This is a genomic window from Bradyrhizobium sp. MI1.10 (genome assembly GCF_055811035.1).
Window position 1 is genome coordinate 99,418 of the sequence record NZ_JBVVPN010000017.1, and the last position, 13,343, is coordinate 112,760.

A 13,343-nucleotide genomic window follows, 5' to 3' on the forward strand; every position below is an offset into this window, starting at 1 on the left:
GGAGGGTCTCACCATGTCCAACGAGAGCGATCTCACGGCACTTTACCCATTTTTGCACGGACAACCTCAGTCACCGGAGCGGTTAGACGTGGCACTCCTGCATTCCGTCAATGAGAAAGCTCGCGATTCCCGCGAGACCAACTCCCGCTTCTTCGACGAGCAGGGGCCGGTTCTGGTTGCCGCCGCCAAGGCCCTGGCCCACGTCTACCGGCAGGGCGGTCGGCTGTTCTCGATGGGCAATGGCGGGTCGAGTTGCGATGCTTCCCATGTGGCCGTGGAATTTGTTCACCCCATCACTGCAGGCCGGCCGGCACTCGCCGCGACTAATCTCGTTGCGGACCTCGCAATGATCTCCGCCGTTGGCAACGATCTCGGCTTCGAGCACGTCTTTGTCCGTCAGCTGCTGGCACAGGGAAAAGCCGGTGACGCGCTGGTTGGCATCTCCACGAGCGGCAATTCTACCAATCTGATGGCTGCGTTCGCCAAGGCCAAGGAAATCGGCATTCTCACGATCGGTCTTGCCGGGGGCGAAGGCGGCAAGATGAGATCATCAGGTCTGGTCGACTTCTGCCTGGTGGTGCCAACGACATCCATCCACCGCGTCCAGGAATGTCACGTGGCGGCGTATCACATCTTGTGGGATCTCGTGCACACCCTACTGGCGGACGATCGCGGATCAGCCACCACGAAGGGGGCCGCAGCATGAAATATGTCGATGAATTTCGCGATTCTGAAAAGGCCGGCTTCCTGGTCCGGGAAATCGAAGCGCTAGTCTCAACCATGACGCTGCCGCCCGACAGGCCAATTTATATCATGGAGGTCTGTGGCGGTCACACGCATTCAATCTTCCGCTACGGCCTCGAGGGCATGTTGCCCAAGGAGATCGAACTGATCCATGGACCGGGCTGCCCGGTTTGCGTATTGCCCATGGGACGCGTGGATGATTGCGTGTCGATTGCAGAGAACCCTGGCGTCATCTTTGCAACTTTCGGCGACGCCATGCGGGTTCCGGGTTCGAAGAAGAGCCTGCTGCAGGCGAAGGCCGATGGTGCCGACGTCCGGATGGTCTATTCGCCGATGGACGCGCTTGCGCTTGCCCGCAAGAACAGGGATCGCGATGTCGTTTTCTTCGGGCTCGGGTTCGAGACCACGATGCCATCGACGGCGCTGACTGTCCTGCAGGCGGAAGCCGAGGGAATTACCAACTTCTCCGTGTTCTGCAATCACATCACCATTGTTCCCACAATCAAGGCGATCCTGGACAGCCCGGGCCTCCAGCTCGATGGCTTCCTTGGACCCGGTCACGTCTCAATGGTGATCGGCACAGCGCCCTACGAATTCATCGCCAAGTTCTACCGAAAGCCGATGGTGGTGGCCGGTTTTGAGCCGCTCGATATCCTTCAGTCCATCTGGATGATGTTGAAGCAGATCAAGGACGGCCGCAGCGAGGTCGAAAATCAGTACGCCCGCATCGTTCCGGATGGCGGAAATGCAGCCGCGCTGCAAGCGGTCTCACGCGTCTACGAACTGCGTGAGTTCTTCGAATGGCGCGGGCTTGGCTCGATCGACCACTCCGGTGTCAAGCTACGCGAAACGTACGCTGGCTACGACGCTGAGCAAAAGTTCCCCATCCCCAACTTAAAGATCGCCGATCCGAAGTCGTGCCAGTGCGGCGAGGTGCTCAAGGGCGTTATCAAGCCGTGGCAGTGCAAAGTATTCGGCTCGGCATGTACGCCGGAGATGCCGCTCGGGTCGCTGATGGTCTCGTCCGAGGGCGCCTGTGCAGCTTATTACCAATATGGCGGCCAGAAGAGCTACAAGGAGGCAGTATGAACGTCGCGCCGTTCATTCATGCTCGCAAGCTCGGCAAAGTCAGTGTCGATAAGGTCACGCTTGCCCACGGTGGTGGAGGCAAGGCAATGAAGGATCTGATCGACGACGTGTTCGTCGCGGCTTTCGACAATCGTTCGCTCGCGCCCCTCGAAGATCAGGCTCGGTTCAGCCTGGCCGAACTGGCTGGCTATGGAGACCGGCTCGCTTTCACGACGGACTCCTTTGTGGTTGATCCGTTATTCTTCCCTGGCGGCGACATTGGAGAACTTGCGGTTTGCGGCACGGTCAACGACCTCGCGGTCGGTGGAGCGAAGCCGCTATATTTATCGTGTGCAGTGATCATCGAGGAGGGGACGAGCATCGATCTCTTGCGCCAAGTTGCGCGCTCGATGGCAACGACCGCCCAAGCAGCCGGCGTTGTCATCTCCACCGGCGACACCAAGGTGGTGCAACGTGGCGCGTGCGACAAGCTGTTCATCACAACGACGGGGATCGGCGTGATCCGCAGAGACCTCGAACTCGAAGTCGGCAACGCCAGGCCAGGCGATGTGGTGATAGTCAATGGTCTGCTCGGCGACCACGGCGCAGCGATTTTGTGCGCTCGCGGGGACATGGCGCTTGATACAACGATTGAAAGCGATTGCGCTTGCCTTCACGGTCTGATCGAGACTCTTCTAGAGGCGGCGCCCGAAGTTCGATTCATGCGCGATGCGACACGCGGCGGATTGGCGACCGTACTCAACGAGATCGCCGAGGCCTCCCAGGTTGCGATAGAAATCGACGAGCGTGCCACTCCTATTCGCGAGGAAGTGAAGGCGTTTTGCGAAATACTCGGCCTTGATCCGCTTTATCTCGCAAATGAGGGGAAGATCGTGGTGATCGTACCTCCGGAAGAAGGCGACGCAGCACTTTCAGCTATGCGGGCGCACCCGCTGGGTGGGAGAGCAGCAATCGTCGGCCGGGTCAATCGCGGAGAACCAGGGCGCGTCACCATGCGCACCGTTTTTGGCGGACAACGAATCGTTGACATGCTGGTGGGCGAGCAGTTGCCGCGGATTTGTTGAGGCCGCTCATGCACGAGTTAGGCATTACCCGAAACATTGTCGCAATCGTGGGCGACGCCGCGAAGGGCCGTCGGGTCCGCCGCGTCAATCTTGATGTAGGCGAATTGTCCGGCGTGATGCCGGACGCAATCGCCTTCTGCTTCGAGACGGTTGCCCGGGGAACGATGCTGGAAGGCGCAGCGCTGGAGATCAGAAAGATTGAGGGACGCGCCCGCTGCGATTCCTGTGGGTTGGAGCTGCCGACTCCGACGCTGTTCACTGCCTGCAGATGCGGTTCGCGACGCCTGACGCGATTGCAGGGGGAGGAATTAAACATCAAGAGCATGGAACTGGGAGAGGAGGTCGCCTGATGTGCGGTCATTGCGGATGCGGGGACAAGCGAGGCGCCACCGTCCTTAACCTTCAGACCGGGAAAGAAATCGATATGAGCGGCCATTCACATGATGGCGATCACGGCCATGAGCACGCGCATCACCACCAACATGATCCTTTGCCTGGCGATGGTGTCAGGCACAGTCGCGATCACCATCATGCCCATGACGATCTCCAGGGCCATGACCATGTCTACGAACATGTCCACGCCGATGGCACGCGTCACAGCCACAGTCATGCAGCCCACGATGATCACAGCGGGCAGCATCGACACGATCACGCTGGGAGCAGTGTGATCGAGCTGGAAACACGTATCCTCGCCAGGAACGATGGGCTGGCTGCTAAAAACCGCGCATGGTTTGCAGGTCGCGAAATCCTCGCGCTCAATCTGGTCAGCTCGCCGGGTTCGGGCAAGACGACGCTCCTGGAGCACACCATTCGCGACCTACACCTCGCGCTAAAGATCTACGTCGTCGAGGGCGATCAGGCGACCGCCAATGACGGCGAGCGTATTCGGGCGGCCGGAGCGCCGGCAGTGCAAGTCAACACGGGCACGGGATGCCATCTCGAGGCCGACATGGTTGCGCGCGGGTTGCGCGAACTGCAACCCGCAGCGGGATCGGTGGTGATGATCGAGAATGTCGGCAATCTGGTTTGTCCTTCGATGTTCGATCTGGGCGAGCGTGCCAAGGTTGTAATCCTCTCGGTGACCGAGGGCGAAGACAAGCCGCTGAAATATCCGCACATGTTCCGTGCTGCGGAGATCATGATCTTAAACAAGGTCGATCTGTTGCCGCATGTCGACTTCGACGTCTCGCAGGCGATTACCAACGCCCGGACTGTCAACCCGGACATCACCGTGTTTCAGGTTTCAGCACGAACTGGCGAGGGACTTCCCGAGTGGTACGCTTGGTTGCGGGTCGAACTGAATAAGGCCGGAGAGGCCGCTTTCGCTTAGGTCCAGGAGAGCCGGACCCAGTCTGCGGTAACTTTCATTGTTGTGCGAGCGCGGGCCGGGTGGAACGCGACTGGCTACGTGTGCCGGAAGAGCAAGGGGGGCGCGGATGTTGGGGATTCTAGGGCTGGGATTTATCCTCGGGATGCAGCACGCGCTCGAACCGGACCATATTGCGGCGGTCTCCAGTATCGCAGCGCGGCGCACTCACGTTGGCGATATCATCAAGCACGGGCTGACCTGGGGGCTTGGACACACGCTGGCCCTGTTCATCTTCGCCGGCTTGGCCGTCCTGCTGGGTCACGCAATTCCAGAAACCCTCGCGCGACCGCTCGAAAGCGCCGTCGGCGTGATGTTGATCGGCCTCGGGCTCAATGTGCTCTGGAAGCTTTGGCGTGATCGCCTTCACTTTCATCACCATGGACATAGCGACGGAACAAAGCACAGCCACGTCCATAGCCACCGGCATGAGACCTTGATCCACCAAAAAAGCACGCACACGCATGTGCACGGGTTTCGCTGGCGTTCCTTGCTGGTAGGCCTTGCGCATGGAATTGCCGGTTCAGCGGCATTGCTTGTGCTTGCCGTGTCGCAGATCGCAAATCCGGTCTACGGAATGATGTATGTCGGGCTCTTTGGCATCGGATCGATGTTTGGAATGGGTTGCCTGTCCATAGTCATCGCGGTGCCGCTTGCAATTTCGGCTCGCTGGCTGACCTGGACCAATCATGCGCTCCAAGCCTTTGTCGGCGTCGTCACCACAGCGATCGGAGCACTGACAATCTGTACAACGGCGTTCGCCTACAATTTCGCGATGAGCTGACAGTATTCACTTTTTGACTTTGCGCGACGGGGCAGGCAACGATGCGGGGATTGCGAACTTGTCTCCCGCGTGTCCGCGCTTCCAATCGTGATCGATCGATCCTTATCGCAATCCTTAGGGAATGCAGAGACGCTCGTTGCGCCAGGGCTGCGCAGGATCTCAGCTCTGCCAGAAGGAAACGCGTCTTCAAGTCGCCATGGACGTTGCTCTGCTGTGGAACCCTCGCTGCCATGATTGGGCAGGCCGAACCATCAGCCGCGCAAGAGCTTCCGGCCGCGCAGCTCACCCAGCTTCCACCGGTCACGGTGACATCGCCGGGAGTTGCACCGGCGAAGCGAACCGCCGGGCCAAATCCGTCGCGCAACAGGGAGGCGCGGATCAAGCGTGCGATCGGCTCCAATCAGACGGAAACGACGACCGCCGGCAGCAACCAGATCATTCCTGCGGCATCGTCCGAGGGCGCCGCTCTTCAGCCTGCCGCCGCGAGCGCGATGCATTTCAGCGGCGAGCAGGTAAACGCGATTCCATTTTCGCGGCCAGGCGAGGCGCTGGAACTCGTACCCGGACTGATTGTCACGCAGCATTCCGGCGAAGGCAAAGCGAACCAATATTTTCTTCGCGGCTTCAATTTGGATCACGGCACTGATCTCGCGATCAGCGTCGATGGCATGCCGGTCAACATGCCGACGCACGGCCATGGGCAGGGCTACGCCGACATCAATTTCCTGATTCCCGAGCTAATTTACTCGGTGAATGTCCGCAAGGGTCCATACTTCGCCGACGTCGGCGACTTAGGCTCCGCCGGCGCAGTCGGGATCGACTACATTAACAAGCTGCCAAGTAACATCGCTGAGATGACGTTCGGCAGTTTCGGTTACCGCCGTGCACTGGCTGCCAGTTCGACCGCGGTCGGGGACGGAACTCTGCTAGCGGCGGTCGACGGCAACAAATACGACGGCCCTTGGGACGTGCCGGACAATGTTCGCAAGGCCAACGGCATGCTGCGTTTTAGCCAGGGCACCTCAACCGATGGGTTCACCCTCACTGGAATGGCCTACTCAAATGGTTGGAATTCGAGCGACCAGATCGCGCAGCGCGCCATAGATCTGGGAGTTATCGGCCGCTTCGGCTCACTTGACCCAACCGACGGCGGCACCTCAAGCCGTTTCAGCCTGTCCAGCAATTGGGCCCGTTCAAGCGAATTTGGGCAGAGTAATATCAGCGCCTATGTGATCCGCTCCGACCTGCAGCTCTTTAACAATTTCACGTATGTCCTCGAAAACCCGCTCAATGGCGACCAGTTCAGCCAGCGCGATCGCCGCGTGTTGGCCGGCTTCGATGCCCGGCACGCTTTCGACTGGCGTTTCTGGGGGAGCGAGACACAAACTCGGATCGGTGTGCAGGGCCGCGAGGACGATATCCAGGTCGGCCTGTTCAAGACCGAGCAGCGCGCATGGCTTTCGACCGTCCGGGCGGATCACGTGCAGCAAGGGAATGCGGGCGTCTGGATAGATAGCACCACACGATGGACCGATTGGTTGCGCACCACGGTTGGAATTCGCGAGGATATCTTTGCCGGACGCGTTCTCAGCGATACGCCCCAGAATTCCGGCAAGGCGCAGGCCTCAATGATGAGCCCGAAAGCCGGTGTTGTCTTTGGCCCGTGGTTCAAGACAGAGTTCTACGGGAACGCCGGGTATGGGCTGCACAGCAATGATGTCCGCGGCGCGACCATTACCGTCGATCCAAACGACAAGGTAAGCCCCCTCGGTCGCGTGCCCCTTCTTGTGCGCTCGCGGGGCGCTGAGCTCGGTATCCGCACAAAGGCGATCGACAGGCTTACCAGTTCGCTCGCAGTCTTTGTGCTCGACTTTGATTCAGAACTCCTGTTCGTCGGGGACGCGGGCACGACCGAACCGAGCCGCCCCAGCCGCCGCGCCGGTGCGGAGTGGACCAATAGCTATAAGGCCGCGCCCTGGCTCACCCTCGACCTTGATCTTGCCTATACGCGAGCGCGCTTCACCGATTTTGATCCTGTGGGCGACCGCATTCCCGGTGCGCCGGCCTGGATCGCTAGCGGCAGCGTCACCGCGGGCGGTGAGACCGGCTGGTTCGGCGCGCTGAAGCTACGCTATTTCGGTTCGCGGCCATTGATCGAGGACGATACCGTTCATTCAGCTTCCTCGCTGATCTTCAATGCGCGCGCCGGCTACCGATTTAACAACGGCATGCGGCTAGTGCTGGACGTACTCAATCTGTTCGACGCCCAGACTAACCAGATCGAATATTACTATCTGTCGCGTCTGCCTGGGGAACCGATCGGCGGCCTAGCGGATCGTCACGTGCATCCGGCCGAACCTCGCGCGATGCGGATAACCTTGGCTGGGCGATGGTGAACGCTGCATTGGAAGTTGCGCGGTACAGAAAGCACCAAGACCATTCAACGCACGATCCCGCGGATAAGTTGCCCCTGGATAGATGCCGGAACATCAGGCCGGGCTCATTTGAGCGCCGGCTAAACGGGCGTCCCATGGTCCACGTCATTATAGGCGCGCGCCCAGCGCGAGGTGTCAGGCGGTAGGACATACCGTCCCCCGTCAGTAAGCTTGACACCTTAAGCGCGCACGCCGTGAGCGCCACTATTGCAATAGGTCAATTGACTCTCGATTACCATATTGTACCATGCCAATATTGATACACTGGACCCGGCGGGTGGCGATAGGAGACATCATATGGCTGAATACCGCACGGTTGCAGTCATCGGCGGGGGCGTCATTGGCGTGAGTTGCGCGCTCATGCTGGCGCGGGAAGGGCACCGTGTCACCGTAGTCGAGGAGAGCCGGATCGGTCATGGCTGCTCTTGGGGCAACGGCGCACAGTACAATGCGGGATCGGCTCTGCCGATGGCTTATCCCGGCGTGATGTGGCGTGCGCTGCGGTGGTTCGCCGATGCCGATGGTCCAGTGCGTCTTGCCCCGCGAGAGTTGCCGCGCACGCTGCCTTGGCTATTCAAGTTCCTGCGCACTGGACGCGCTCAGGCTTGGGAGACGGCGTATGACGCCCTGCACGCTCTCAACCAGCCATGCTCCGCTCTCTACCGCGACGTGCTCGGCGAGACCGAGTGGCAGAGATTATTCCGTCCAAGCGGTGCCCTGCATGTATGGCGTGACGTATCGCCGAGCTCGCTCGATGAGCGGGTGGACAGAATGCGGGCGAAGCATGGGGTGCCTTTTGAGAGGCTGAACCGGGAGCAATTGCGGGAGTTGGAGCCGGCTTTGTCCCACGGCTACAAGCGCGGGATCTTCTTCCCGGGCAGTGGCTATGTGACTTCACCTCCGGCGCTGGTGGAGGGTCTAATGGCTCGAGCCGCAGCACTCGGAGCTTCCATCTGGGCGGGGCGGGTTCTAGCCATAGAGCCCTGCACCGAAGGTGTAACGCTGCACACGAGCACCGGCGCTCACCGCTGCGACACAGTGGTTATCGCGGCGGGTATTGCCAGCCGCAATCTGGCGCACGCTCTGGGAGTTTCCCTGTCGCTGGCCAGCGAGCGTGGCTATCACATCACCATCCCTGGCACTTCAGGCGGCATCAGCCGCCCGGTCACAGATGCGGCATCCGCCTTCGTTGCTACACCGCTGCAGGAGGGTCTGCGCATCGTTGGCATCGCCGAATTCGATGCCCCAGGCGCGGCGCGCAATCCGAAGCAAAACAAGAAGCTGCAGGCATACGCGCGCGCGATGCTGCCGGACATTTCCATTACTCAGGTGTGTGACTGGATGGGCGTAAGGCCATCGACCCCCGATAGCCTGCCGATCATCGCTCGCCATCCGCGGCACGACGCCGTCCTGTTCGCCACTGGCCACGGTCACATGGGTATCAGCGGCGCCCCCATGACAGCAGCCATTATCTCCGACCTTGTCGCGGGCCGCCCTGTCCGGATTTCAAACGCGCCTTATCGCATCCGATAATGGTCGAGTCGCGCAGTTTGACCTTGCGCCGTCCGGCACAGATGATATGGTCCAATCTGTGAATTGACATAGGTCAATATGAGGAGATCCCAATGAGTCGCTGGATATGTGCTGTCATCGGTGCTGTTATTGGGGCGGCCGCGCTGTTTGGGCCAGCCTCGGTGCCGGCTCGAGCCGAGAACCCGTCCCTGGTGCTCGAGCGCATCAAGGCGAGCGGCAAGCTCAAATTTCCGGTCATGGTCGCGGAGGAGCCTGGCTACATCAAGGATCCGCGCACCGGTGAGTGGAGCGGATTCTTCGTAGATTGGGGCAAGGATATCGCCAGTCTGTTGGGCGTGCAGATCGAATACTACGAGACAAGCTGGGGTAATCTCGCAGCCGACTTCCAGGCCGGCAAGATTGACCTTGCTGTGGCACTGAATCCCAATCCTCGCCGCGGCCTCGTCATCGACTATGTGCCCGGCGCTATTGTCGAGGGCGTTTGGGCGCTTGTTGCGCGTCCTGGCTTCGCGCCCAAAACTTGGCGCGAGATGGACAAAAAGGAAGTGCGCGTCGCCGTGCAGAAGGGCGGCACCATGCAGGTGATCGCCGAATCGGTGATCCCAAACTCCACAATCGTGGCCGTGCCCAGCCGCGACCAGGCGGTGCTGGAATTACAATCAGGCAAGGTCGACGCCATAATCATTGCTGACCAAGACGCTGCGCTCCTCGACTCCAAGGGGGTTGGGAAAGCCGTGGTGCCCACGCCCGTGCTGCGCAACCCGGCGACGATCGGTATCCGCCGCGAAGCCGGCAATGAGGGCTACGCCAATTTCCTGGCCAACTGGATGTCCCAGCAAAATTCATTGGGCTTGGCCTGCTCGCGCATTACCCGCTACATGCTCGATCGCGGCATCGACATGAAGGTAGTTCCTCAGTCCGGCAAGTATTGCTGACCATGCGTACAAGCCGTCTGTTCACTGTCATTGACAGCCATACCGCGGGGCATCCCACTCGCACAGTGACCGCGGGCATTCCTTCGCTACGTGGGCGCAGCGTGCGCGAGCAGCGGGACTATTTCCGCGATACTCACGATGACTTGAGGACGCTACTGCTACACGAGCCGCGCGGGCACGCCGCAATGGCGGCGGCAATTCCCGTGTCCTCCCGCGAGGCAGATCAGGGACTGTTCTTCATTTTCTCTTACGTCTACGCGGACATGTGCGGTCATGCCACCATCGGCTACATCGCAAGTCTGGCGGCTGTAGGAGCGCTGCCGCCAGGCTTTGAACAGAACGGCATGTCAATCGAGACTCCGGCAGGTGTGGTCCATGTGACCGGCACGTTCGAGGCAGGGCGGCTAGCTTCTGTTCTGTTACGCAACGTGCCCTCATTCGTTCTCGCCCGCGATATCGTTTCAGAGGTCGAAGGACTCGGCACGGTCATCTGCGATGTTGCTTATAGCGGAATCACCTATGCCCTCGTCGAGGCTGACCAAATCGATCTTCCCTTCCACATTGGACATGCCAGCAGGTGGTGCGGCGCGGGAATTGCGATCAAGGAAGCGCTAAATTCCGGGAGCACCGTTCATCAGGTTGACAGCGTTCTTTTTTATCATTCTGTCGAAGGCGGCGCGCAGCATCTGGTCGTTTTGGCAGGCAACAAATTCGACCGTTCGCCTTGTGGGACCGGCACGTCCGCCAGGCTTGCGCAGCTCAGCGCCCGTGGGCAGCTGGCTGTAGGCGCCTCCTACCGGGCCGAAAACGTCCTGGGCGTGCCCTTTGAAGGCAGGATAGCAGGCTTGACCACGGCTGGTGACGGCATGCCCGCCGTAATTCCGGAGGTTCGGGGCATGGCCCATGTCACGGCCTTTTCCACCCTTGTCCTGGAAACAGGCGATCCGCTGCCCGCCGGCTTCCTTCCCATTTGACGGAGAGAGCGCCATGAAATTCGACCCGTCCATCGTCTTTGCGAATTGGGACATTCTAGCCTACGGCCTGCTCGTCACCGTTAAATACACGGTTTACACCTGCGCCATCGGGCTCGCGATGGGTCTTTTTGTGGCGCTCCTTCAGCTCACGCCTTGGCCGCTCGTGCGCTGGGCCGGCCGAATCTGGGTCGAGTTCTTCCGTAACATCCCGCTTCTGGTCTTGCTGATGTGGACCTATTATGCGCTGCCAATCTTTCTTCAGATCCAGATCGGCAAAGAGACTGCGGGCATCCTCGGTCTAGGGTTCTACGCCAGCGGCTTCTATGCCGAGATCCTGCGCGCCGGAGTCCAATCTATCGACCGTGGCCAGACTGACGCCGCGATTGCATTGGGTATGGGCTATGTGCAGCGCATGAAGAGGATCATCTTGCCGCAGGCACTGCGCCGCATGGTGCCGCCGCTGATGGGACAGACCATCATGCAGCTCAAAAACACGACGCTTCTGTCAGTCCTGACGATTCCTGATCTGCTCTATCAAGCCGGCTATATTGCGAGCTTCACCTACCGGCCGATGGAGGTCTACACTGTCATCGGCGCCGTTTTCATCCTCATGCTGTTCCCGCTGAGCGCTCTCTCGCGCCGGTTCGAACGCAAGGAGGCCGCGTGATGAGCGCAACATCCACCGAAATCGTATTGAGCGTACGCGGGATCGAGAAGTCCTACGGGAATAATCATGTGCTACGCGGCGTCGACCTCGACGTCCATCGCGGAGAGGTGGTCTGTCTGATCGGCGCGAGCGGCTCAGGCAAGACGTCGCTGCTGCGCTGCATGAACCTCTTGATGGAGCCAGACCAGGGCGAGATCATCATTGAGGGCGCGCCTCTTTTCCGCAGCACCGGCGGCGAGCGGCTGAAGCTCTCCGGCAGGCAGGTCAGCGCCGTCCGCATCAAGACCGGCATGGTGTTTCAGAGCTTTAACCTCTTTCCCCACCGCACGGCTCTGGAGAACATTATCGAAGCCCCGGTGGTGGTGAAGAAAATGCCCCGCCCCGAAGCCGAGGGGAGGGCGCGCGAGCTCCTCACCCGCATGGGCCTTCCTGACGCCGAGCATAAATACCCTTCTCAGCTGTCTGGCGGGCAGCAGCAGCGGGTCGCCATCGCGCGTGCACTCGCCATGCAGCCCATCATCATGTTGTTCGACGAGCCGACATCGGCCCTGGATCCGGAACTGGTGGGCGAGGTGCTCGCCGCAATTCGCCAGCTCGCCGCCGAGGGCATGACCATGGTCATCGTTACGCATGAGATCGGCTTTGCCTATGAGTTGGCCGATCGGGTGGTCTTCATGGACGAAGGCGTTGTTGCTGCCAGCGGCGCGCCCCGTGAGCTCCTGCTGTCGAAGGCCAATCTGCGGCTCGCAGCTTTCGTCGGACGCTTCACCGAACAGGCTCGTCTTCTTGGTCCGCTCGCAGCGCCGGCAGCCGTACCTCTCACCACATCTTCCAACCAGGGATAAAAGCTCATGGCCGATACAAAGTGGGGCGGTATCTTCCCCGTTCTAGTCACTCCGTTCGGAGCCGATGGCTCCATCAATGAGCCTCGCTACAAGGCGCTTATCGACGAGGCTATTGCCAATGGCGCGCAGGGCGTCGTAGCGGCGGGCAGCACCGGGGAATTCTATGCGCTTACCAAGGCTGAGCGTGCGCGCCTTTACAAGTTGACGGTGGACCACGCGGCTGGCCGGGTGCCCGTCCTTGCAGGCGTCGCCGACCTGCGTGTCGAAGATGTACTGGAAGCGTGTCAGTCGGCCGTCGCTGCGGGCTGCGCGGGCGGCATGATTCTTCCACCTATCTATGCCATGCCGAGCCCGCGTGAGATCGTGGCCTTCTTCGAGCATATTTCCCGCAACACCTCACTGCCGCTGATGCTCTACAACAGCCCGCGTCGCGCGGGCGTCGACATAACCCCGGCTCTCGTGGAGCAGCTGTCCAACCTGCCAACGGTCGTCGCCATCAAGGACAGCTCCGGAATCATTACTCAGGTCAGCGAACTCGTGCAGCGCGTCGGTGATAGACTTCGCGTCTTCGTCGGCTACGAGACCATGATCGTTCCAGCCCGCGCTGTTGGCGCGCATGGGGTGGTCGCCATGGCGCACCAAATCGCCGGGCCCTTGATCCGCGATTACTGGGACAAGGCCATCACAGGCGATAAGACGTTAAGTGTCCTGGGCCGTGACGTCTTCGCCTTCTATCGATGCTTCCAGTCGGGCTCCTACTATGCGGCGATCAAAGAGACAATGAGCCAGCTTGGCCGCGACGCGGGCAGCCCGCGCCTGCCGCTGCTGCCGCTGGCAGACGAACAGAAGGCGGCCATCGCCAAGATCATCGCCGAGGCCGGTCTTGCCCGCTGGGCCAAACCTTAAG

13 protein-coding genes are annotated in these 13,343 nt (G+C 60.5%); all 13 read left to right on the forward strand.

The window, feature by feature from the left end:
- Positions 1-13: 13 nt before the first annotated feature.
- Entirely contained in the window at positions 14-706 is a 693-nt protein-coding gene (locus AC0L3K_RS19410; protein WP_473366652.1) for a D-sedoheptulose-7-phosphate isomerase, read from the forward strand.
- The gene (hypD, locus tag AC0L3K_RS19415) at positions 703-1,833 is read left to right on the forward strand and encodes a hydrogenase formation protein HypD (protein WP_473366715.1); all 1,131 of its coding nucleotides are present in this window, start codon (positions 703-705) and stop codon (positions 1,831-1,833) included. Before AC0L3K_RS19410 ends, hypD begins: the two co-directional genes overlap by 4 nt.
- On the forward strand, positions 1,830-2,897 hold the full coding sequence (hypE, locus tag AC0L3K_RS19420; RefSeq protein ID WP_473366653.1) for a hydrogenase expression/formation protein HypE: 1,068 nt from the start codon (positions 1,830-1,832) through the stop codon (positions 2,895-2,897). Before hypD ends, hypE begins: the two co-directional genes overlap by 4 nt.
- An 8-nt stretch (positions 2,898-2,905) precedes the next feature.
- Complete coding sequence (locus AC0L3K_RS19425) at positions 2,906-3,247, forward strand: hydrogenase maturation nickel metallochaperone HypA/HybF (protein WP_473366654.1); 342 nt, start codon at positions 2,906-2,908, stop codon at positions 3,245-3,247.
- Positions 3,247-4,227 (forward strand): hydrogenase nickel incorporation protein HypB, encoded by a 981-nt coding sequence (gene hypB, locus AC0L3K_RS19430; RefSeq protein ID WP_473366655.1) that lies wholly within the window; start codon positions 3,247-3,249, stop codon positions 4,225-4,227. Before AC0L3K_RS19425 ends, hypB begins: the two co-directional genes overlap by 1 nt.
- Before the next feature lie 106 nt (positions 4,228-4,333).
- Entirely contained in the window at positions 4,334-5,047 is a 714-nt protein-coding gene (locus AC0L3K_RS19435) for a sulfite exporter TauE/SafE family protein (protein WP_473366656.1), read from the forward strand.
- 230 nt (positions 5,048-5,277) lie between these two features.
- The gene (locus AC0L3K_RS19440) at positions 5,278-7,443 is read left to right on the forward strand and encodes a TonB-dependent receptor (protein ID WP_473366657.1); all 2,166 of its coding nucleotides are present in this window, start codon (positions 5,278-5,280) and stop codon (positions 7,441-7,443) included.
- Between the two features lie 279 nt (positions 7,444-7,722).
- A complete protein-coding gene (locus tag AC0L3K_RS19445; RefSeq protein ID WP_473366658.1) occupies positions 7,723-9,015 on the forward strand; it encodes an NAD(P)/FAD-dependent oxidoreductase in 1,293 nt (430 codons plus the stop codon).
- Between the two features lie 92 nt (positions 9,016-9,107).
- On the forward strand, positions 9,108-9,950 hold the full coding sequence (locus AC0L3K_RS19450) for a transporter substrate-binding domain-containing protein (protein ID WP_473366659.1): 843 nt from the start codon (positions 9,108-9,110) through the stop codon (positions 9,948-9,950).
- A 2-nt stretch (positions 9,951-9,952) separates the two neighbouring features.
- Positions 9,953-10,924, forward strand: a complete 972-nt coding sequence (locus tag AC0L3K_RS19455; RefSeq protein ID WP_473366660.1) for a proline racemase family protein — start codon at positions 9,953-9,955, stop codon at positions 10,922-10,924.
- A complete protein-coding gene (locus tag AC0L3K_RS19460; RefSeq protein WP_473366661.1) occupies positions 10,875-11,591 on the forward strand; it encodes an amino acid ABC transporter permease in 717 nt (238 codons plus the stop codon). The genes AC0L3K_RS19455 and AC0L3K_RS19460 overlap by 50 nt, the downstream gene beginning before the upstream one ends.
- Positions 11,591-12,436 carry an amino acid ABC transporter ATP-binding protein gene (locus AC0L3K_RS19465; protein ID WP_473366716.1) on the forward strand — a complete coding sequence of 282 codons (846 nt, stop codon included), beginning with the start codon at positions 11,591-11,593 and terminating at the stop codon, positions 12,434-12,436. The genes AC0L3K_RS19460 and AC0L3K_RS19465 overlap by 1 nt, the downstream gene beginning before the upstream one ends.
- Before the next feature lie 6 nt (positions 12,437-12,442).
- Complete coding sequence (locus AC0L3K_RS19470; RefSeq protein WP_473366662.1) at positions 12,443-13,342, forward strand: dihydrodipicolinate synthase family protein; 900 nt, start codon at positions 12,443-12,445, stop codon at positions 13,340-13,342.
- Position 13,343 lies beyond the last annotated feature (1 nt).